This is a genomic window from Streptomyces sp. NPDC060049, assembly GCF_042736715.1.
Lineage (GTDB): Bacteria > Actinomycetota > Actinomycetes > Streptomycetales > Streptomycetaceae > Streptomyces.
The window spans coordinates 230,897-251,179 of record NZ_JBHWVV010000009.1 but is presented as its reverse complement, the minus strand read 5'-3'; the positions used below and the strand labels follow the sequence as shown (position 1 = coordinate 251,179).

Here is a 20,283-nt window from a genome sequence, read left to right as displayed (position 1 = left end):
CCCCGGGCCCGGCAGTCTCGTGCCATGGACGACGACAAGAAGATCGACATCGGCGGCGCCGCTGTCGAAGCGGACGCGCAGGCACCCGTCCGCTTCGACACCAAGATCGCGGTACTGCTGCGCGACGACCTCGAGGCCTGGCAGCGGCTGAACGTGACGGCGTTCCTCGTCAGCGGGCTCGGTACGCGCTCTCCCGAGGTGGTCGGCGAGCCGTACGAGGACGCCGACGGGACCGCGTACCTGCCGATGTTCCGCCAGCCCGTACTGGTCTTCGAGGGCGGGAAGGAGACGGTGACCGCGGCGCACGAGCGGGCGGTGCGGCGCGGGCTGCCCGCCGCGGTGTTCACGTCGGACCTCTTCGCCACCGGCGACGACCGGGCCAACCGCGCGGCCGTGGCGGCGGTGGCCACGGACCGGCTCGACCTGGTCGGGCTCGCCGTGTACGGGGCGCGCAACGCGGTGGACAAGGTCCTCAAGGGAGCCCGCATGCACTCCTGAACGCGGTGGAGGGGCGGGGCGGCGCGGGTGGGGCTCCGCCGCGCGCCCCGTACTCCGGACCGTGTCCAGGCCCCTACGCCCGACCCGGCCCGGAGCCGGCGGCGGTCCCGGCTCCGGGGCCGCCGCCGGCTCCGGGTCTCAGGGGATCCGCCACTGCTGGGCCTTGTTCCCGGAGACGCAGGCGACCACCGTCAGCTGGTTGCCCGCGCCGTTGGACGTCAGGCAGCCGCCCTGGAAGTGGATGTCCTTGATGTAGTGGGCGCCCGACGTCGGGGCCGCCTCCAGGTTCCACCACACGTCCCCGGAGAACTGGCCGGCGAGTTCGACGCGAACGGTGTCGTTGAATTGCGTCAGCGCCCGGCTCATCCCGGCGCCGGACGTGCTGCACGCCTTGAGGGTGTCGTAGTTGCCCTTCTCGTGCACCCAGCCGAAGGCCGTGGTGCCGCCCATGATCACCTTGGCGCCGCCTTCGGGGCCGGCGGTGCTCAGGCCGATCTTGAGGCCGCTCCCGACGTTCGTGATGGCGCCCCAGCTCGCGCCGCCGCACCCCTTCGGCGGGGTGGACCCGCCTCCCGAGCCGCCGTTGCCCGCGCCGCCGGGGGAGGAGGCCCCGCCGGGCGTGCTCGCGCCCCCGCTCGGTCCCGTACTGGTCCGCCCGCCGGCGCCGGCGGAACCGCCCGCCCCCTGCGCCGTGTTCGCTGCCGGAGGGGGCGCGGCGCCGTCGCCGCCGCCCTGGCCGCCGGGGTTCCCGATGGGGTCCGCTCCCGGCGGCGGGACCGAGGCGCCGGGCGGGGCGTCGCCCGGTGTCCCCGTGGGGGACGCGCCGGGGCTCGGGCTCCCGCCGACGGTCACCGGGGCGGACACCGAGGCGGACGGCTGCCCTCCCGCCGTCGGCGCGTCGGACTGCCGGCCCCGGGGGTCGATGTACAGGACGGTGACGGCCACCGAGGCCGTGACCGTCACGGTGACCGCGATCGGTACGGCGATGCTCGCGGGGAGGCGCAGCCAGTCCGGCCAGTCCGGCCGGTTCCGCCGCGGGCCGCCGGCCACGGACGGCGCGGCCGCGGGCACCGCCGGGCCGGTCCGGGGGACGGTCGGTCCCGCCGGCGCGTCGAGCTCGCCGAGCGGCCGGCCGGCCGCCGCGCGCCGCGCCGCCGCCGCCATCACCGAGGCGTCGGCGTAGCGCTCCTCGGGCTGCTTGGCCAGGGCCCTGGCGACGAAGGCGCGCACCGGCGCCGGAAATTCCTCGGGAAGGGACGGGACCGGCTCCCTGATGTGCTTGAGCGCGATCTCGACGACCGAATCGCCGGTGAACGGCGGCTCACCGGTGAGCAGTTCGTAGCAGACCACGCCCGTGGAGTAGAGGTCGGACGCCGCGACGGCACCGAGCCCCTCCGCCTGCTCGGGAGCCATGTAGAGCGCCGTGCCGAGCACCGCGTGCGAGTCGGTGATCCCGATGCTGGCCGCGCTGGAACGGGCGATGCCGAAATCGGTGACCGTGACCCGGCCGTCGTCCCCGAGCATCAGGTTCGACGGCTTGATGTCGCGGTGCGTCACGCCCTGCAGGTGCGCGGCGTGCAGCGCGTCCAGGGCCTGCCCGGCGATGTCGAGCACCTGTTCGGCAGGGAGTGGCCCGCCCTGCGCGCGCACCTCGTTGAGCGGTCTCCCCTCGACGAGTTCCATGACGATGTACGCGATCAGCTCGCCGGATTCGATCCGGCTCTCGCCGTAGTCGTGCACGTCGACGATGCCCGGGTGGCTGAGCGAGGCGAGGACCATGGCCTCCCGGCGGAACCGCGCCGCGAAACCCATGTCGTCGAGCAGTGCCGGCAGCAGCACCTTCACCGCGACCTGCCGTCTGAGCACGCCGTCGTCGGCACGCCAGACCTCCCCCATGCCACCCCCGCCGATCCGCTCGGCCAGTGTGTACCGGTCCCCGAGGACCGTCCCCCGTCCCCACATGTGCGCCCCTTGCCGTCCCTGCTCGTCGGTGGTCAGCCAAAGTCGGTCGGGACGAGGGTACTTGGTGCCTGCACGAGCTCCCGGTGCGCCTCGTCACCCAGGGCGGACGGGGGCGGGCCGGACGGCGCGCGGACGCCGGAAAGGGCTCCCGTAACCTCGTGGCCTCCATACCGTTCCCTCCCGGCCATGCGCAAGTCTTCTGCGGAAAAATCCTTGCCGTCGCACTAGACTGACGGGCTGTTTGGCGCTGGACCGGAACAACCCGGGCGAACCCGGGCTCCACCGGCGACCCGGACGTTCCCGGGAGCGAGACGCGAGGGCCGATGGCAGCCACACCTGAGCGCGGTGAAGTCACTCTGCTCGACGACGGGACCGGGCTCGACGGCGGCACCGGACCCGGTGACGGCGAGCGGTCCGAGGAGTCCGGCAAGTCCGCCCGGTTCCGCGCCGGGCCCGCCGCCCCGCCGCGCACCCTCGTCGACGTCTTCGAGGCCTCCGTACGGGCCTACCCCGACGACCCCGCCCTGGACGACGGCACCACCCGGCTGACCTACCGGGCACTGGCCGCGGAGGTCGAGCGCCGCCGGCGCGCCCTCGCGGCCGCCGGGGTGGGGCTCGGCGACCGGGTCGGCGTACGCGTGCCGTCCGGGACCAACGAGCTGTACGCGGCCGTACTCGCCGTGCTCGCCGCGGGCGCGGCCTACGTGCCGGTCGACGCGGAGGACCCGGACGAGCGGGCCGAACTGGTCTTCGGCGAGGCCGGGGTACGGGCCGTCCTGGGCGCCGGAGCCCGCATCGACGTCACCGGCCCCGCCGCAGCCCCGGTATCCGCGGGGCGGCCCGGGCCCGAGCACGACGCCTGGATCATCTTCACCTCCGGCTCCACCGGCAAGCCGAAGGGCGTCGCCGTCAGCCACCGCAGCGCCGCCGCCTTCGTGGACGCCGAGGCCGAGCTGTTCCTCGCGGAGGACCCGATCGGCCCCGGCGACCGGGTCATGGCCGGACTGTCCGTCGCCTTCGACGCCTCCTGTGAGGAGATGTGGCTCGCCTGGCGCTACGGGGCCTGCCTCGTGCCCGTCCCGCGCTCCCAGGTCCGCAGCGGGGCCGACCTCGGGCCCTGGCTCGTGGAACAGGAGATCACCGTGGTCTCCACCGTGCCGACCCTGGCCGCGCTGTGGGAGCCCGAGGCCCTGGGCGAGGTCCGGCTGCTGATCTTCGGCGGCGAGGCCTGCCCGCCCGAGCTGACCCAGCGCCTGGTCACCGAGGGCCGCGAGGTCTGGAACACCTACGGCCCCACCGAGGCCACCGTCGTCGCTTGCGCCGCCCTGCTGACCGGGGAGGAACCGATCCGGATCGGCCTCCCGCTGAACGGCTGGGAACTGGCCGTCGTCGACGAGTCCGGCGAGCCCGTTCCCCTGGGCGGCAGCGGCCAGCTCGTCATCGGCGGCGTCGGCCTCGCCCGCTACCTCGACCCGGACAAGGACGCCGAGAAGTACGCCCCGCTGGAATCTCTCGGCTGGGAGCGCGCCTACCGCAGCGGCGACCTGGTCCGCGCGGAACCGGAGGGACTGGTCTTCCTCGGCCGCGGCGACGAGCAGATCAAGCTCGGCGGCCGGCGCATCGAACTGGGCGAGGTCGACGCCGCGCTGCAGGCCCTGCCCGGCGTCGCCGGCGCGGCCGCCGCCGTACGCACGGCCCGAGGCGGCAACCAACTGCTCGTCGGCTACCTGGTCACCCAGGAGGGCTGGGACCACGCGGCGGCGGTGACACGGCTGCGCGCCGAACTGCCCGCCGCCCTGGTACCCCTGCTCGCACCCGTCGCGGAGCTGCCCACCCGCACCTCCGGCAAGGTGGACCGCGACGCGCTGCCCTGGCCGCTGCCCGAACTGGAGGGCGCCGGCCCGGCCGAGCAGCTGTACGGCACCGAGGCCTGGCTCGCCGAGCAGTGGAGCGAGATCCTCGGAGTGGCCGTCACCCGTGCGGCCGACGACTTCTTCGCGATCGGCGGCAGCAGCCTCGCCGCCGCCCAGCTCACCACCCGACTGCGCACCCGCTACCCCAGCGCGGCCGTACTCGACATCTACCAGCGGCCCACCCTGCGCAAGCTGGCCCGGCACCTGGAGAAGTCCGCACAGGACGACGGCGCGACCCGGACCGTCGCGCCCGTTCCGCTCCGGACCAAGGTGGTCCAGTCACTGCTGCTGCTCCCGCTGTTCACGCTGGTCGGACTGCGCTGGACCGTGGCGCTGCTGGCCCTGGGCAACGTACTCCACTGGTTCGGGCCCTATCCGTGGGCGCCGGCCGCCTCCTGGTGGCTCGTCGCCGCGGGGGCGGCCCTGCTCTTCAGCCCGCCGGGCCGCCTCGCGATCGCGGCCGGCGGCGCTCGCCTGCTGCTGCGCGGGGTGAAGGCCGGACGCCACCCGCGCGGCGGCAGCGTGCACATGAGGCTGTGGACGGCCGAGCGGCTGGCGGAGTACTCCGGCGCGACCTCGCTCACCGGCTCCTGGCTGGAGCGCTACGCGCGGGCCCTCGGCGCGAAGACCGGCCCCGAGGTGGACCTGCACTCGCTGCCTCCGGTCACGGGCATGCTCAAGCTCGGCCGCGGCTGCGCCGTCGAGTCCGAGGTGGACCTCTCCGGGCACTGGCTGGACGGCGACCGGCTCGAGATCGGCCCGGTCAGGGTCGGTGCGGGCGCCGTGGTCGGTACCCGCAGCATCCTCTTCCCGGGCGCGCGGGTCGGCAAGCGGGCCGAGGTGGCCCCGGGCTCCGCCGTCGTCGGGCAGGTGCCGACCGGTCAGCGCTGGGCCGGAGCTCCCGCCGTCAAGCTCGGCAAGGCCAAGCGGAACTGGCCGAAGGACCGTCCACCGCGCGGACTCCCCTGGAGGGCGGCGTACGGGGTGTCCGGCTTCGTCCTCACGGCCCTGCCCGTGCTCGCCACCCTGCCCGCCCTGCTCGTGGTGAGCTCCTTCGTGCCCGCCGACGCCGGGCTCGCCCGGGCCCTGCGCGGAGCGCTGCTCGCCGTCGTGCCCGGAGCGCTCGCCTTCGGCTTCGCGTACGCGCTGCTCCTGCTGGTCTCGGTACGCCTGCTCAGCCTCGGGCTGCGTACGGGAATCCATCCGACGCACAGCCGGATCGGCTGGCAGGCCTGGACGGTCACCCAGCTGATGGACCGGTCCCGGGAAACGCTCTTCCCCCTGTACGCGGGGCTGATCACACCGGTGTGGCTGCGGCTGCTCGGCATGAAGATCGGCCGGGGCGCGGAGGTGTCCACCGTGCTCGCGCTGCCGAGCCTCACCACCGTGGGCGAGGGCGCGTTCCTCGCCGACGACACCCTGACCGCCCCCTACGAACTGGGCGGCGGCTGGATGCGGATCGGGCACTCCGAGATCGGCCGCCGGGCGTTCCTCGGCAACTCCGGCATGACCGCGCCGGGCCGTACCGTGCCGGAGGGCGGGCTGGTCGGCGTACTGTCCGCGACTCCGAAGAAGGCCAAGAAGGGCAGCTCGTACCTGGGGCTGCCGCCGGTCCGGCTGCCGCGCTCCGCCGCTGACGCCGACCAGAGCCGGACGTACGACCCGCCCGCACGCCTGCTGTGGGCGCGGGGCCTGGTGGAGCTGTGCCGGCTCCTCCCGGTGTTCTGCTCGGCCGCGCTCGCCGTACTGACGGTAGCGGCGCTCTGTGCGCCGGTCCGCGCGGGCGGCCCGGGGATCGGTGTGACCGCGCTGCTGTCCGGAGCGGTCCTGCTCGCGGCCGGGGTGGCCGCGTGCGCGGTCTCGGTGGCCGCGAAGTGGCTGCTGGTCGGGCGGCACCGGGCGGGGGAGCACCCCTTGTGGAGCGGCTTCGTGTGGCGCAACGAGCTGGCCGACACCTTCGTCGAGGTGCTGGCCGTGCCGTGGCTGGCCGGATCGGTGCCCGGGACGCCGCTGCTGGCCCTGTGGCTGCGCGCGCTCGGGGCCCGGATCGGCCGGGGGGTGTGGTGCGAGAGCTACTGGCTGCCCGAGACGGACCTGGTGGTGCTCGGCGACGCGGTCAGCGTGAACCGCGGCTGTGTACTGCAGACCCACCTCTTCCACGACCGGATCTTGAGGACGGATACTGTGGTCCTCGGCGAGGGCGCCACCCTGGGACCGGGCGGAATCGTCCTGCCCGGGAGCACGGTCGGGGCACGCAGCACGCTGGGTCCCGCCTCGCTCGTGATGGCCGGGGAAACCGTCCCCGCCGACACCCGCTGGCTGGGCAACCCGATCGAGGCCTGGCGGTCCTGAAGGGGCGGCCCGGGTACGCCGCCCGAAGGGCCCCGGTTCCGGCACGTCGTACGAACAGGCACAGCGCAGGGAGCGGAAGCGGCAGTGAGCGGCCAGAGGGCATCGGCATCGGACCCGTACTTTCCGGCCAACGGCGACCACCGCTACCGCGTGCACCGGTACGAACTCGCCCTGGAATACCGGCCCGGCCCCAACCGGCTGGCCGGGACAGCCCGGCTCAGCGCGATCGCCGGGCGGGCACCGCTCACCGAATTCGACCTGAACCTGGCCGAGTTCAAAGTGGGCCGGGTCCTGGTGAACGGCCGGGCGCCGCACTACGGCCACCGGGGCGGCAAGCTCCGCGTCCGGCCGGCCAAGCCGCTGCCCGCCGGTGCCGCCTTCACCATCGAGGTCCACTGGGCGGGCAACCCCAAGCCGGTGCGCAGCCCTTGGGGCGGCCTCGGTTGGGAGGAGCTGACCGACGGCGCGCTCGTGGCCAGCCAGCCGGTCGGCGCGCCCTCCTGGTACCCCTGCAACGACCGGCCCGCCGACAAGGCCTCGTACCACCTCTCGGTCAACACGCCGTCCGCCTACACGGTGGTGGCCGGCGGCCGGCTGCTGACGCGGACGACGAAGGCGAGCACCACCACCTGGGTGTACGAGCAGTCCGCGCCGACGTCCAGCTACCTGGTCGGGCTCTCCATCGGCATGTACCAGACGGTGCTGCTCGGCGACCCGGGGCTCGGCGGTGTCCCGCAGAGCGCCCACGTGCCGGCGCACCTGCTGCCGCGGTTCTCCCGCGACTTCGCCCGGCAGCCCGCCATGATGCGGCTGTTCGAGGAACTGTTCGGGCCCTATCCCTTCGGGGAGTACGCCGTCGTCGTGGCCGACGAGGAACTGGACGTGCCGGTGGAGGCCCAGGGCCTCTCCCTGTTCGGCGCCAACCACGTGGACGGCGTACGCGGTTCGGAGCGCTTGATCGCCCACGAGCTGGCGCACCAGTGGTTCGGCAACAGCGTCACCATCGCCGACTGGCGGCACATCTGGTTGAACGAGGGCTTCGCGAAGTACGCCGAATGGCTCTGGTCGGAGCGCTCCGGCGGTCGCGGCGCCCACGAGCTCGCCGCGACCGCACACCGGTTGCTGGTCTCGCAGCCGCAAGACCTGCGACTGGCGGACCCGGGCCGCAAGCTGATGTTCGACGACCGCCTCTACCAGCGCGGGGGCCTCGCCGTGCACGCGATCCGCCGCGCCCTGGGCGACGAGGCGTTCTTCCGGATGCTGCGCGAGTGGGCCGCCGTCCACCGCCACGGCGTGGTGACCACCGCCGGTTTCACCGCCCATGTGGCCCGCTTCGCGGCCGAGCCGCTGGACGACCTGCTCACGGCGTGGCTCTACGAGAGCGCCCTCCCGCCGCTGCCCGCCTAGGCCGCCTCACATGGAAACCGACGCCGAGCGGGGGCCGTCGCCGGTGTGCGGCGACGGCCCCCGTTCGGGTAGCCGGGTGTGTCAGCCGGTGAAGCCGGCCGTGATGGAGGTGAACTGCCAGTCGCTCTGGGCGATGCCGGAGCAGGTTTCCTGCAGGCCGCCGCCGGGGCAGCCGCGGTCGCGGTTCACCGACCAGAAGGCGAGGCGCGCGATGTGGTGGGAGTTGGCCCAGTTGCGGATGTCCGTCCAGTTCTGGACGGTCGTGGTCTCCTGCGTGTCGCTGACGCCGTTCATTCCGGAGATGCCGATGTGCGCGTAGGCGGTCGCGTCGTCCCAGCCGAAGGTGGACTTGAGCTTGGACTTGAGGCCCTCGGTCGCGCTGACGGTGCTGGCGTACATGTCGGTCGAGGCGTTGCCGAAGTCGAACGGCATGATGGTGAAGACGTCGATGCCGGCGTTCAGCGCCTTCGCCTGCTCTATGAGGCGGTTGCCCCAGCTGGTCGGGCCGGTGGTGCTGGTCCCGAAGGTCAGGATGGTCTTCAGGCCGGGGTTGTTCTGCTTGACGATCTTGAGCGCCCCGAGGATGCGGTCCTGGACCACGGCGTTCTCGAACTCGTCGGTGTTCTCGATGTCCACGTCGATGGCCTTGAGGCCGTAGGCGTCGATGACCTTCTGGTAGGCACCGGCCAGGGCCTCGGGGGTGGAGCAGTTGGGTCCGAGCTTGTTGCCCTGCCAGCCGCCGATGGAGGGCACGATGTCGCCGCCCGCCGCGCGGATGGAGGCGATGGTGCTCTGGTCCACGCCGCCGGTCAGCGGGCGCTGGCCGTCCCAGGACGGGTTGCAGCCGCCGGAGGAGAGGATGAACGCCATCGTGAACCACTTCGCGCCGGTCGCGTTCATCACGGCCGTCGCGCTCGGCGGGTTGCCCCAGCCGAGGTAGAGGTAGGGCGCGGCCTGCTTGAAGCCGGTCGGCGTCGTCCCGTTGTCGGTGGTGACGTTGAGGGTGTTGGAGGCGGGCGAGGCGTTGCCGGCGAGGTCGCGGGCGCGGACGCTGAAGGTGTAGGCCGTGCCGGGGGTCAGGCCGGTCACGGTCGCGCTGTTCGTGGTCGAGGTGGTGACCTTGGTGCCGCCTCGGTAGACGTCGTAGCCGCTGACGCCGACGTTGTCGGTGGACGCGGTCCATGCCAGGGAAGCGGTGGTGGAGGTCTTGCCGGTGGAGGTGAGGCTTCCCGGCGTGGTGGGGGCCTGGGTGTCGGCCGTGCCGCCGGGGCCGTCCAGGGTGACGTCGTCGGCGTAGTAGGTGCCCTGTCCGTACCAGCCGTTGAGGTAGACCTGGGCGCTGGTCTGGGAGGCGCCGGTGGTGAAACCGACGGTCAGCTTGGTGTAGGCGCCGGTCGAGGTGGTCCAGGTGGAGGATCCGCCGTCGACCCCGAGGTAGACGTAGCTGCCGCGGACCCACGCGGAGAGCGTGTACGTGGTGTTGGGCTGCACGGCGACGGTCTGCGTGCACTTGGCGTTGTCGGATGCGGTGGCCGCCCCGGCGAGCGCCTTGCCGCCGCCGTGCACGGGGGAGCCCACGACGGAGCCCAGGCCACCGGAGCAGGACCAGCCGGTCGTGGTGCCGGCCTCGAAATCGCCGTTCGCGAGCAGGTTGGCGCCGAACGCCGCACCGGGTGAGGTGAGCACGGCGGCCGCGCCGAGCAGGGTGGCGCCGAGGCCGCAGGCCAGCCGGGTTCGGGTTCGGGAGGGGGTACGCAAGGAAGTGCCTCCAGTGGGAATGGGGGGACGGCGGGGAACGCGAAGCCCGGGCGTGCGGCCGGAGAGGGCATGGGGAGGGAGCGGCGGAGACCTGGCCCGCCGCAGGGCCGTACGCCGGTTCAGGTGGGGGGAGTTGGCTTCGTGACCGCTTCGTGGCCGGGAACCTAATCGTCCGCACCGGCTGCCGTCAACAGGTCTGGACCAACAGGAAGTTGGTGACCTCAATCGGAAAGTTTCCTAACCGTGAGGGTTGACAAGGGCGCCATCCCTTGGGGAACCTCAGACGACCGCGAGCGGGCCCGGTGCCCGACCCGGGGCGGACTTCGGGCAGCGGTCCGTCGTCCGGATCAGGCCCGCCGCGAGGCCAGTACGCAGAACTCGTTGTCCTCCGGGTCGGCCAGCACGACCCACGTCACGTCGGCGTCCTGCCCGACGTCGGCGCGGCGCGCGCCCTGTGCCAGCAGGCGCCGCACCTCCGCCTCCTGGTCGTCGGGGCGGAAGTCGAGGTGGAGGCGGTTCTTCGACGTCTTGGCGTCCGGCACCGGGACGAAGACCAGCCCCGGCAGCCGCTCGGCGTCAGGGCGGATCTCGTACTCGTCCGGGGAGTCGTTCACGACGACCCACCCCAGGGCCCGCGCCCACCAACGGCCCAGGGCGGCCGGGTCCGCGGCGTCGACGACGGTCTGCTCCCACTCCAGTGCCATGCGTCGAGCGTAGGCCCCGGCGTCGCCGTCGGGCCCCGGACCACGCCGCTCGGACGGGCGGAAGCGACCGGCGGCAGGACGCGGCACGAGTGGGACCGGGGGCGTGTCGGTGCTGGTCGCGACCCCCGCCGTCCGGCACGGTGGGCGCGGTCGGTGGCCGTCCGGTACGGCGGCCCCAGGAGCGCGCGAGGGGTTCGTATGACCGAGGACGCCATCTCCCACACCAGCCGGCGCGCGGTACTGCTGGCCGCCGGATCGGCCGGGGCGGCCGCGCTGGCGGCGGCCTGCTCGGGCCCGGCCGGGAGCCGGGGGGAGGCAGGTCGGCCCACGGCCCCCTCGCCCCCGCCCGCGACACCGACGACGCCCTCGACGTCCGCGCCCGGCAGGAGCACGCCGCTCTGCGTGCTCACCGCGGAGTCGGGCGCGGGCCCCTACTACCTCGACCTGGACCGGGTCCGCTCCGACATCACGGAGGGCCGCGGCGGCGTGCCTTTCCGGCTGGAGTTGACCGTCGTACGGGTATCGGCCGGCTGCCGCCCGGTCGCGGGCGCCACCGTCGACGTGTGGCACGCCGATTCCTCGGGCACCTACTCCACCGGCGGGGGCAGCTTCCTGCGCGGCACCCAGGTCACGGACGCCGCCGGGCGGTGCGCGTTCCGCACGATCGTGCCCGGCTGGTACGCCGGGCTGGCGCCGCACATCCACTTCAAGGTGCGCCCCGACCGGAGCACCGAGACGACCTCGCAGTTCTTCTTCCCCGAGGAACTCCTGCTGAAGGTCTACGCCCTCCAGCCCTACGCCCGCCGCTCCGCGCCGAAGCACCCCAACACCCGCGACAGCCGCTACCGGGACTCCGGTGCGGCGATGACACTGGCCCCCGTCCCCGACGGCGGCGGGCACCGGGCCGCGTACACCGTGGGCATCGCCTGAACCAGGCGGTCGCGGGGCTGTGCGCCGCCCGCCGGCCGGGAACGCCCGGCCGGCCCGTGAGGGCCGACCGGGGCACCGGGCTCAGGCGAGGTCGAACCGGTCGAGGTTCATCACCTTGTCCCACGCCGCCACGAAGTCACGTACGAACTTGCCTCCCGCGTCCTGCGACGCGTAGACCTCCGAGACGGCTCGGAGCTGGGAGTGCGAGCCGAAGACGAGGTCGACCGCGGTGGCGGTCCACCTGGCCTTGCCCGTGGCCCGGTCCCGGCCTTCGAACACGTTCTCCGCCGAGGCCGACGCCTTCCACTCCGTACCCATGTCGAGCAGGTTGACGAAGAAGTCGTTGGTCAACGTCCCGGGCCGGTCCGTGAAGACGCCGTGCGGGGACCGCGCGAAGCCGGTGCCGAGGGCGCGCATCCCGCCGGTCAGGACCGTCATCTCGGGAGCGGTCAGGGTCAAGAGGTTGGCCCGGTCCAGCATGAGGGTCTCCGGAGACAGCTTCTCTCCCGCCCGGAGGTAGTTGCAGAACCCGTCCGCCCGGGGTTCGAGCACGGCGAACGACTCCACGTCGGTCTGCTCCTGCGAGGCGTCCGTGCGCCCCGGTGCGAACGGGACCGTGATCTCGTGCCCGGCGTTCTTCGCGGCCTGCTCGACGGCCGCGCATCCGCCCAGGACGATCAGGTCGGCCAGCGAAACCTTCAGGCCGCCGTCCTGGGAGCCGTTGAAGTCCTGCCGGATCTGCTCGAGGGCCCGCACCACCTCGGCCACCTCGGGCTGGTCGTTGATCTCCCAGTCCTTCTGCGGCGCGAGCCGGATCCGCGCCCCGTTGGCGCCGCCCCGCTTGTCGGTGCCGCGGAAGCTCGCCGCGGACGCCCAGGCGGTGGTGACCAGTTGGGAGACGGACAGCCCCGAGGCGAGGATCCGGGCCTTGAGGTCGGCGGTCTCCGCGTCCCCGACCAGTTCGTGATCGACCTCGGGAACGGGGTCCTGCCACAGCTGCGGCTCGGCGATCCACGGACCGAGGTAGCGCGAGAGGGGGCCCATGTCGCGGTGCAACAGCTTGTACCAGGCCTTGGCGAAGGCGTCCGCGAGCCTGTCCGGGTTCTCGTGGAAGCCCTTCGAGATCGGCCCGTAGACCGGATCCAGCTTCAGCGCCAGGTCCGTCGTCAGCATCATCGGAGCGTGCCGCTTCGACGGATCGTGGGCATCGGGCACCGTGCCCTGGGCCGAGGCGTCAGTGGGGGTCCACTGCTGCGCACCGGCCGGGCTCGTCGTCAGCTCCCAGTCGTACCGGAACAGGTTGTCCAGGTAGCCGTTGTCCCATTTCGTCGGCTCGGACGTCCAAGCGCCCTCGAGCCCACTGGTGAGCGCGTCGGCGCCCGTGCCGCTGCCGTAGGAATTCCGCCAGCCGATTCCCTGCTGCTCGACGGGGCAGGCCTCGGGTTCCGGGCCGATGTACTCGGCGCCGACGGCGCCGTGGCATTTTCCGAAGGTGTGGCCGCCGATGATCAGCGCGGCCGTCTCCTCGTCGTTCATCGCCATGCGGCGGAACGTCTCTCGGATGTCCCGAGCGGATGCGAGGGGATCGGGATTTCCGTTGGGTCCTTCCGGATTGACGTAGATCAGTCCCATCTGCACGGCACCGAAAGGTCCGGTGAGTTCCCGGTCCCCGCTGTAGCGCTCATCTCCGAGCCAGATGTCCTCGGGACCCCAGAAGATCTCCTCGGGTTCCCAGATGTCCTCGCGTCCGAAACCGAACCCGAACGTCTTGAAGCCCATCGATTCCATGGCGCAGTTGCCGGCGAAAATCAGAAGGTCCGCCCATGAGACCTTGTGGCCGTACTTCTGCTTGACCGGCCAGAGCAGACGGCGCGCCTTGTCGAGGCTCGCGTTGTCCGGCCAGCTGTTGAGGGGAGCGAAGCGCTGGGCACCGGATCCGCCACCGCCCCGGCCGTCCGCGATGCGGTAGGTGCCGGCGGCGTGCCAGCTCATCCGGATGAAGAGCGGCCCGTAGTGGCCGTAGTCGGCGGGCCACCACTCCTGCGACGCGGTCATCACCCCGAAGACGTCCCGCTTCAGCGCGTCGAGGTCCAGGGTCGCGAACTCTGCCGCGTAGTCGAAATCCTCGCCCATCGGATTGGACCGAGGCGAATGCTGGTGGAGAACCTGGAGGTCCAGCTGATTCGGCCACCAGTCCCGGTTCGCCCTGGGGCGGGTCGGCGTCGGGGTCGGGGTGGGGATTACCGGGTTCTCGCTTTCGCTGCCGGACACGTCCGTCCTTCTTCCTGTCTCGGTGTTTTCCTCTGCCGGCCGCGCTTCTCGCTCCTGACGCCGTCTGGTCCTTACGAGTCGAGCACTGCGACCCAAGCCGCCGACGGGACCACAACCTCACGAACGGCGCCGATAATCGAGCGCGTATCGGCGTCCGTATGGTCGCGCACCGTGGAGCGCACCGCTACGGGAACACGCAGAGGGCCCCGTGCAACAAATAGTCGGAATCCAAAGGTGACATCTTCCGATCAACGCGATCACCCTGCTGGTATGAGAATCGGAAGTGGAATTCTTTGCCCGCCCGGAACGTAGGGGAGAGGTGACCGAAATGAGCGACCTGCTGGAGCGGCTGCGGGGCCGTGGCTGGCGCATGACGTCCCAGCGGCGGGCCGTCGCGGAGGTACTCGACGGCGAGCACGTGCACCTCACCGCCGACGAGGTGCACGCCCTGGCGGCACGGCGGCTCCCCGAGATCTCCCGGGCGACCGTCTACAACACCTTGGGCGAGCTGGTGTCGCTCGGCGAGCTGGTGGAGGTCTCCGCCCAGGGCCGCGCGAAACGCTACGACCCCAACGCGCACCAGCCCCACCAGCACCTGGTGTGCTCCGGCTGCGGCACCATCCGCGACGTCCGTCCGACCGGCGATCCACTGGCCGGCCTCCCGGCGGCGGAACGGTTCGGCTTCACCGTGTCCGAGGTGGAGATCACCTACCGCGGCCTGTGCCCCACCTGCGCCACCGCCCTGCCGTGAGCGGCCGTGCGGCGGACCGCGGGCTCAGAGCCCGGCGACTTCGGCGGCCGCCGACAGCTCGTAGACCAGGGTGACCGTACGGCGGCCACCGGGCGGCAGGGCGACGTCCCAGCGGACGATGCCCTCGGCGTCGACCACCTCCGGCGCCGGGGAGCAGGCGTCCTTCCGCAGGCGTACCTCCACCGCCGAGACCTCGGAAACCGGGATCCTCTCCCGCAGGACGACCACCCGGTCGCCCTGCTCCCCGGGAGCGGAGAACCGCGACAGGTGCAGCCGGACCGTGCGGGTGACCACGGTCTTGCGCATGATTCCGGCGCCGTCGCGGGATTCCTCGGCGTACCGGACCACCCCGTGGTCGTCGCGGCTGCCGAAGGCCAGCTCGACGGGGGCGCCGGGGGCGGTGAACTCCAGGGTGCCGCGACCGCTGAATCCGCTGCCGCGGACCAGGTCCACGGGCCCGGCGAGCAGTGCGTGCCCCGACAGGTTGTCGAACCGCGCCACCTGGGTGACGAGCGGCGACACCTCGGGTGAGCAGGCGTACTCGCTGCTCGCGGCCGTGGTGAAGACCGAGAGCGGCACGCGGTGGGCGCGGCCGTCCGCGGGCACGGAGACCGGCGCCGGGGAGTGCAGCACGCGCGCCTCGCCGCCGTCGTCCACCCCCGGCAGGCCGAGCACCGGGGCCGGGCCGAGGTCCGCGATCTCCTCCTCGCGCAGCTCGACGTCGACCCTGCGGCGCTCCGCCGCGGAGCGGTCCGCCAGCGTCAGCCGGTCCTCGACCAGCCGGGGCGGATCGGTGGCCAGCGCCGAGCGGGCGGTCGACAAGGTCAGCCGTACGTCCGACCAGTCCTCACCGGTCCGCTGCCAGACCACCGCGTCGGTCTCCAGCGTCAGGGTGTCCCCGTCGAGCACGGCCCGGTAGGCGGGCCGCCACAGCGCGCAGGGGGTGAGGTGGCTCAGGCGCAGTCCGACCGGCCCGGCGGCCTCGGTCTCCACGGTCAGCTCGATGTGACCGACGAGCTCCGAGGGCTCCTCCTCGGAGAGCTGGACGGCCCGCTGGACGTCCACCAGCTCGCCGTCGAGTGCGGCCAGCCGGGCCTCCACCGTGCGCAGTTGCTCCGCGTACGTGTCGCGCTCCCCGTCCACCCGGTCCAGTTCGCGGACCCAGCGGGGCCGTTCGCTCTCCCCGGAGCCCGCGCCCTCGCCGATCTCCCGCAGCAGATCGGCGGCCAGGCGCCCGAGCAGGTCGAGGCGGGCGTGCAGGCGGTCGCGCCGCTGCCCCAGCGTCAGCCGCTCCTCCTCGAGGGCGTGCACGCGGTGGCGCAGGGCGGAGTCGTCTTCGGTGGGAGGCAGCGGCCCGCGCGGCGTCCAGCTGCGGACGATCCGTACGTCGAGCACGGTCGCGCGGAATCCGGCGGTCAGCTCGGCATGGAGGGTCCGGTCGAGGGCCAGCGCGCTGACCGGCCCGAGACGCAGCTGCTGGACGCCGGCCTCCAGGTCGAGCACGACGGCGCGCTCGACATGGGCGCGGTCCTCGAGGCACGTGACGGCGGTGACGGGGAGGGCGATCGGCTTCGGTGCCGTGGACATGGCGGGTGTCAGCTCCTGCGGTTTCCGCCGACCAGGGCCTTGCCGGTCGGGATGCGGATCTCATAACCGCCGTCGAGGGCGGCGGTGGCGCCTGCGGGCAGCTCCAGGCGCCAGACACGGGTGCCCGGGGCATGGTGTTCGGGCCCCGCGCCTTCCCCGGGACCTTCCTCCGGTGCCGTCCAGTCGGCCCGTTCCTCGATCCGGACGTCAGGATCGGAAGTGACCGGCACCCGCTCGCGGACTTCGAGGGTGACGGGCCTCGCGAGCCGGTTGGCCAGCTCCACGTGGACGCGGTGGTCGAGCACGGTGGTGTTGTTGCGCAGGCCCGACGTCGACTCGCGCAGGTTCGTACGGCGGGTGACCCGGATGCCTTCGGCGGCCCCGAGGCCCACCCGGCGGACACCGCCGGGGGCGAGCGTGGGCAGGGCGGCGGTCAGCAGGAACTCGTCGTCGACGACGACCTCCACGGGGCCCGCCAACAGCGCCTGGTCGGTGGCGTTGGAGAGCACCAGCGTCGCGTACACCGTCGACTCCACGGACGGCACGCAGAGGTATTCGGTGCGCAGGCCGACCGGGACCTCGGCCACGGTGACGGTGTGCCACGTGCCGTCCGAGGGGACGTCGGCGCGGGCGGAGGCGTCGAAGCGGTGGTCGAAGGAGCCCGCCGACTCGCGGGGGCGCACGGCCTGTCCGGGCAGCGGCAGCGCGGCCACCGCTTCGGCCCGGCGACGGTACTCGGCCGCCACAGGGTCGACGCCGGAGCCGGGGAACAGCCGGCCCCTGCGACCGCCCTGCTCCTCGGGGCCGCTCAGGACGAGGGCGGCGTAGTCCAGCTCGGCGCCGCTCGGCCGCGGCGGACCGGACACCGGTGCCACGGGCGGCGGCGGCGCGGCCGGTCCGGCAGCCGCGGGGGCCAGGGCGGCGGGGGCACCCGCGAAGGACGCGCCGACGTGCGGCCCGCCACCCCGAGGCCGGGGAGCCGGCTGCGCCGGGGCGGGTAGCGCACCGCCGAAGGCCTGCGGGGGAGGGCCGCCCGGCACGGGGAGCCCGGTGCCGGGACCGCCGTAGCCCTGCGGCGCCGGCGGTGGGGGAGGCGGCGGCGGGGGAACGGGGCCCGACGCTGCGCCGCGCACGGCGACCCCCGGTGGCGAGCCCACCCCGGCGGCCGTGCCAGGGCGCGGACCGGCAGCCTCGTACCCGGCGAACAGGCCGGCGAGGCCGGCCGGAGGCTCGCGCCAGCCGGAAGGCGCGGCGGCGGGCTGACGGCGTCCGATCCGGATCGAGCGGAGCCTCGGCAGGTCGGTGCGGCGCCGCAGATCGGCGGTGGCCAGGGCGATGCGCACACCGGTCCAGTCCTCGCCGGTCCGCTGGGCGACCGAGGCGCGCAGCAGCAGGCGGCCGCTGCCGTCGCCCTGGCGGTGGGTGAGCCGGTAGGCCGGCACCCAGACGGCGCCCGGCACCCCGTACTCCAGCTCCAGTTCCAGCTCCACCTGCGCGTCACCGGAGTCGGTGCCGGTGCCGGTGACGTCGAGGGTCAGGACCGCGCAGACCGTGCTCTCCACGTGCGCTGACGGTGCGTCGGTGGAGGCGCGGGCGAAGCGGTCCGCAGCGACGGCGAGCGCGTGCTCGACGTCCCGCAGCTCCTCGTCCAGCTCGACGAGGCGGGCGTGCAGTCCCGCCAGCCGCTCCTGGACGAAGTCGGCGAGATCCAGCCACGCGTCGACGGGAGTGCGGCGGTGCGGATCCTCCGGCAGGCGGGCCGGTGGGATCGGGCCCAGGGCCCGAACCTCCTCGATCAGGCCCAGCTGCCGGTCCCGGCGTCCCCGCGCGGCCGCGTACTCCTCGCTCAGCCGCTCGAACTCGCGCCGCGACCCGTCGGGAGTGACCGGGCCCAGCGGCTCCGCCTCGACCTCCACCCGGGCCTCGGTGACGCGCACCCCGGGCGTGCCCAGGACCCGGGCACGCAGCGATCCGGGGTCCATGGAGGGCGGCAGCCCCGTGACCCGCACCCGACCGTCGGGCGGCACGGTGCCCCGCGCCAGGCGGCGGCAGACCGCACCCCGCGCGTACACCACGACCGAATCGAGGGTCGACCCCCACCGCTGTGCTGTCTCTGCCGTCATGCGCTCCGCCCCCCGCTGATCCGCTGAGCGAAGCCTACGCCCGGCGGTCGCCCGGGTGGGCGCGGCCGGCGTCGGCGGGGTCGCGGTGACGGGCGGGGGCTCACGGCGGCGAGCCGGACCACGCCCCTGCGCCGGGTCGGTACGGGCAGCAACCGCGCAGGCCTTCACACGGTGAGCCCAACCGAACGCGCGGAACGGCGGCGCCGCGGGTCCAATGACGGGGAACCGGCTTTCACCCGGGCCGTCCCCAGGGAGCGCTATGAGCCTGCCGTCCGAGCCACCCGCCCAAGGCGCCCGGACCGGCTCGGACAGGTGCTCCGTGTTCGCGGAGGCTGGTCGCGAGCGCCGTTTCGACCCTGTTGACCACACGATCGCGCAGCGTCGTGCCGGTGTCCCCCCTCACGGCCCCGGCGTACGGCAGGGTCCTCGACCCGGGGCGGTTCGCGCCGACGGTCCGCCCGCCCGCCTCGGACCGGGGCGGCCACGCCGCCACCGTCCACCGGATCACGGCACCCAGGTCGCCACGGACGTGGCGCCGTGACGGGGGGCCCGGGAGTCGCCGGAGACCGCGCCGCCGCCCGGGCACGGCGCGCGGACAGCCCGTAGGCCCGGTGCGGCGGCCGCGGCTCCGGGGCGGGCGCCGGCAGGCGGGCGAGACCACCGCGGAGACGACCTTGCGCGGCCACGACCTTGGAGGGAGGCCGGATGACCGGCTCCGCTGACGGCTCCGCCCGCCCCGAGGCCTGGGAAGGGCACCGTCACGGCGCGCTGTTCCCGGAGCCCACGCGGGCCCTGCGCAGAGACCTGTCCCAACTGTTCTGCGCGGTCGCCGGGCTGCTGCTGGGCCTGTTGACCCCCCTGGTCGCGGCGGGACCCCAGGTGGCCGCGGGGCGGGTGGCCAGCGTGCTGTTCACCCTGGGATTCGGCGTCGTCAGCCTCGTGAGCATCATCTACTCGATGCTGTTCCTGGTCGTGCAGTTCTCGGCGAGCACGTTCACACCGCGTCTCGGCCTGTTCCGCGACGAGCCGATCGTCTGGCGGGCGTTCGCCTTCACCGTCGGCGTGTTCGTCTTCTGCATCACCTCGGGCCTGGCCATCGGCTCCCGCGAGAGCGTCTCCGCTTTCGTCCCCTGCGTCGCCATGCTCCTCACGCTGGTCGCGCTCGGCCTGATGCGGACGCTCCAGATGAAGGCGTTCGACTCGATCCAGCTCGGCCACTCGCTGACGTCGATCACCGCCCGCGCGCACCGCTCGTACGACGGCCTCTACCCACGGGCGCACGCCCCGGACAGGGCCGGCGCCGCACAGTCCCCGGCGGCGGCCGGTGCGAGCGTCACGGTCCGCTGGACGGGACGGCCTGCCGTTCTGCAGGGGATCGACGTGCCCGCCCTCATGGACCTCGCGCGGGTGCACGACTCCTCCGTCGCCTTCCGCGTCGCGCCGGGTGCGACCCTGTCGCGGGGCATGGTGATCGCCGAGGTGACGGTGGGCGGGCCGGCGGAGGCCGCCTTGTCCGCGGTCATGTCGACGGGGGTGGAGCGGACCTTCGACCAGGATCCCGAACTGCCCTTCAGGCTCCTCGCCGACATCGCCCTGCGCGCCCTGTCCGCGGCGGTGAACGATCCGGCCACGGCGGTGGAGGCCTTGGACCGCCTCGAGGACCTGCTGACCCGACTCGCCGACCGCGACTTGGACATCGGCCGGTTCCACGACCCCGACGGACCGTTGCGGGTGAGCATTCCGGTACCTCGCTGGGACCAGTACGTCCGGACCGCCGTCGACGACGTGATCTTCGCCGCCGCCCGGTCCCCGATGGCCCTGCGCAGGGTGCGCGACCTGTTGCGAAGGCTGGTGGAGGGGATCCCCGAGTGCCGGCGCGCCGTGGTGCACGACCGGCTGCGGTGGGTCGAACGGACCGGCAGCGGGGAGTTCCCGCTCGTCTGGACCGCTGCCGACGACGGATAGCTCCGGGTCCGGAGGCGTGGCGTCGAACCGCCCCGCGTTCCCGCCCCGCGTTCCCGCCCCGC

General features: G+C 73.6%; 12 protein-coding genes. 6 read left to right on the top strand and 6 right to left on the bottom strand.

Features of this window, described 5'->3' with window-relative positions; genetic code table 11:
• Positions 1–24 precede the first annotated feature (24 nt).
• The gene (locus ACFWBY_RS19135; RefSeq protein WP_385338751.1) at positions 25–498 is read left to right on the top strand and encodes a DUF2000 family protein; all 474 of its coding nucleotides are present in this window, start codon (positions 25–27) and stop codon (positions 496–498) included.
• 138 nt (positions 499–636) lie between these two features.
• Here ACFWBY_RS19135 and ACFWBY_RS19130 read toward each other — a convergent pair whose 3' ends face one another.
• Positions 637–2,460, bottom strand: a complete 1,824-nt coding sequence (locus ACFWBY_RS19130) for a protein kinase (protein WP_385344977.1) — start codon at positions 2,458–2,460, stop codon at positions 637–639.
• 323 nt (positions 2,461–2,783) lie between these two features.
• Here ACFWBY_RS19130 and ACFWBY_RS19125 point away from each other — a divergent pair, with 323 nt between their 5' ends.
• On the top strand, positions 2,784–6,725 hold the full coding sequence (locus tag ACFWBY_RS19125; protein ID WP_385344975.1) for a Pls/PosA family non-ribosomal peptide synthetase: 3,942 nt from the start codon (positions 2,784–2,786) through the stop codon (positions 6,723–6,725).
• Positions 6,726–6,809: 84 nt separating this feature from the next.
• Entirely contained in the window at positions 6,810–8,132 is a 1,323-nt protein-coding gene (locus ACFWBY_RS19120; RefSeq protein ID WP_385344971.1) for a M1 family metallopeptidase, read from the top strand.
• An 81-nt stretch (positions 8,133–8,213) separates the two neighbouring features.
• Here the strand turns inward: ACFWBY_RS19120 and ACFWBY_RS19115 are convergent, their stop codons facing one another.
• Both ACFWBY_RS19115 and ACFWBY_RS19110 read right to left on the bottom strand, forming a co-directional pair.
• On the bottom strand, positions 8,214–9,890 hold the full coding sequence (locus ACFWBY_RS19115; protein ID WP_385339726.1) for a carbohydrate binding domain-containing protein: 1,677 nt from the start codon (positions 9,888–9,890) through the stop codon (positions 8,214–8,216).
• Positions 9,891–10,237: 347 nt separating this feature from the next.
• Positions 10,238–10,594, bottom strand: coding sequence for a VOC family protein (locus tag ACFWBY_RS19110; protein ID WP_385339723.1), 357 nt, complete (start codon positions 10,592–10,594; stop codon positions 10,238–10,240).
• Between the two features lie 198 nt (positions 10,595–10,792).
• On the opposite strand from ACFWBY_RS19110, the gene ACFWBY_RS19105 reads away from it, so the two are divergent.
• Positions 10,793–11,524 carry an intradiol ring-cleavage dioxygenase gene (locus ACFWBY_RS19105; RefSeq protein ID WP_385339720.1) on the top strand — a complete coding sequence of 244 codons (732 nt, stop codon included), beginning with the start codon at positions 10,793–10,795 and terminating at the stop codon, positions 11,522–11,524.
• An 81-nt stretch (positions 11,525–11,605) separates the two neighbouring features.
• Here the strand turns inward: ACFWBY_RS19105 and katG are convergent, their stop codons facing one another.
• The gene (gene katG, locus ACFWBY_RS19100; protein WP_385339717.1) at positions 11,606–13,795 is read right to left on the bottom strand and encodes a catalase/peroxidase HPI; all 2,190 of its coding nucleotides are present in this window, start codon (positions 13,793–13,795) and stop codon (positions 11,606–11,608) included.
• Between the two features lie 328 nt (positions 13,796–14,123).
• Between katG and ACFWBY_RS19095 the strand changes: the two genes are divergently transcribed.
• Positions 14,124–14,546, top strand: coding sequence for a Fur family transcriptional regulator (locus tag ACFWBY_RS19095; RefSeq protein WP_385339714.1), 423 nt, complete (start codon positions 14,124–14,126; stop codon positions 14,544–14,546).
• Between the two features lie 24 nt (positions 14,547–14,570).
• On the opposite strand, the gene ACFWBY_RS19090 is transcribed toward ACFWBY_RS19095, so the two are convergent.
• Both ACFWBY_RS19090 and ACFWBY_RS19085 read right to left on the bottom strand, forming a co-directional pair.
• A complete protein-coding gene (locus ACFWBY_RS19090; protein WP_385339712.1) occupies positions 14,571–16,133 on the bottom strand; it encodes a mucoidy inhibitor MuiA family protein in 1,563 nt (520 codons plus the stop codon).
• Between the two features lie 8 nt (positions 16,134–16,141).
• The gene (locus ACFWBY_RS19085) at positions 16,142–18,256 is read right to left on the bottom strand and encodes a DUF4139 domain-containing protein (RefSeq protein ID WP_385339709.1); all 2,115 of its coding nucleotides are present in this window, start codon (positions 18,254–18,256) and stop codon (positions 16,142–16,144) included.
• 705 nt (positions 18,257–18,961) lie between these two features.
• Here ACFWBY_RS19085 and ACFWBY_RS19080 point away from each other — a divergent pair.
• Positions 18,962–20,221 (top strand): DUF2254 family protein, encoded by a 1,260-nt coding sequence (locus tag ACFWBY_RS19080; protein WP_385339706.1) that lies wholly within the window; start codon positions 18,962–18,964, stop codon positions 20,219–20,221.
• The last annotated feature ends 62 nt before the right edge of the window (positions 20,222–20,283 follow it).

Coding starts and splice junctions, on each gene's coding strand:
- ACFWBY_RS19130 (WP_385344977.1), bottom strand. CDS start 2,460: ATGTGGGGACGGGGGACGGTCCTCGGGGACCGGTACACACTGGCCGAG.
- ACFWBY_RS19105 (WP_385339720.1), top strand. CDS start 10,793: ATGACCGAGGACGCCATCTCCCACACCAGCCGGCGCGCGGTACTGCTG.
- ACFWBY_RS19110 (WP_385339723.1), bottom strand. CDS start 10,594: ATGGCACTGGAGTGGGAGCAGACCGTCGTCGACGCCGCGGACCCGGCC.
- ACFWBY_RS19135 (WP_385338751.1), top strand. CDS start 25: ATGGACGACGACAAGAAGATCGACATCGGCGGCGCCGCTGTCGAAGCG.
- ACFWBY_RS19085 (WP_385339709.1), bottom strand. CDS start 18,256: ATGACGGCAGAGACAGCACAGCGGTGGGGGTCGACCCTCGATTCGGTC.
- ACFWBY_RS19095 (WP_385339714.1), top strand. CDS start 14,124: ATGAGCGACCTGCTGGAGCGGCTGCGGGGCCGTGGCTGGCGCATGACG.
- ACFWBY_RS19080 (WP_385339706.1), top strand. CDS start 18,962: ATGACCGGCTCCGCTGACGGCTCCGCCCGCCCCGAGGCCTGGGAAGGG.
- ACFWBY_RS19125 (WP_385344975.1), top strand. CDS start 2,784: ATGGCAGCCACACCTGAGCGCGGTGAAGTCACTCTGCTCGACGACGGG.
- ACFWBY_RS19090 (WP_385339712.1), bottom strand. CDS start 16,133: ATGTCCACGGCACCGAAGCCGATCGCCCTCCCCGTCACCGCCGTCACG.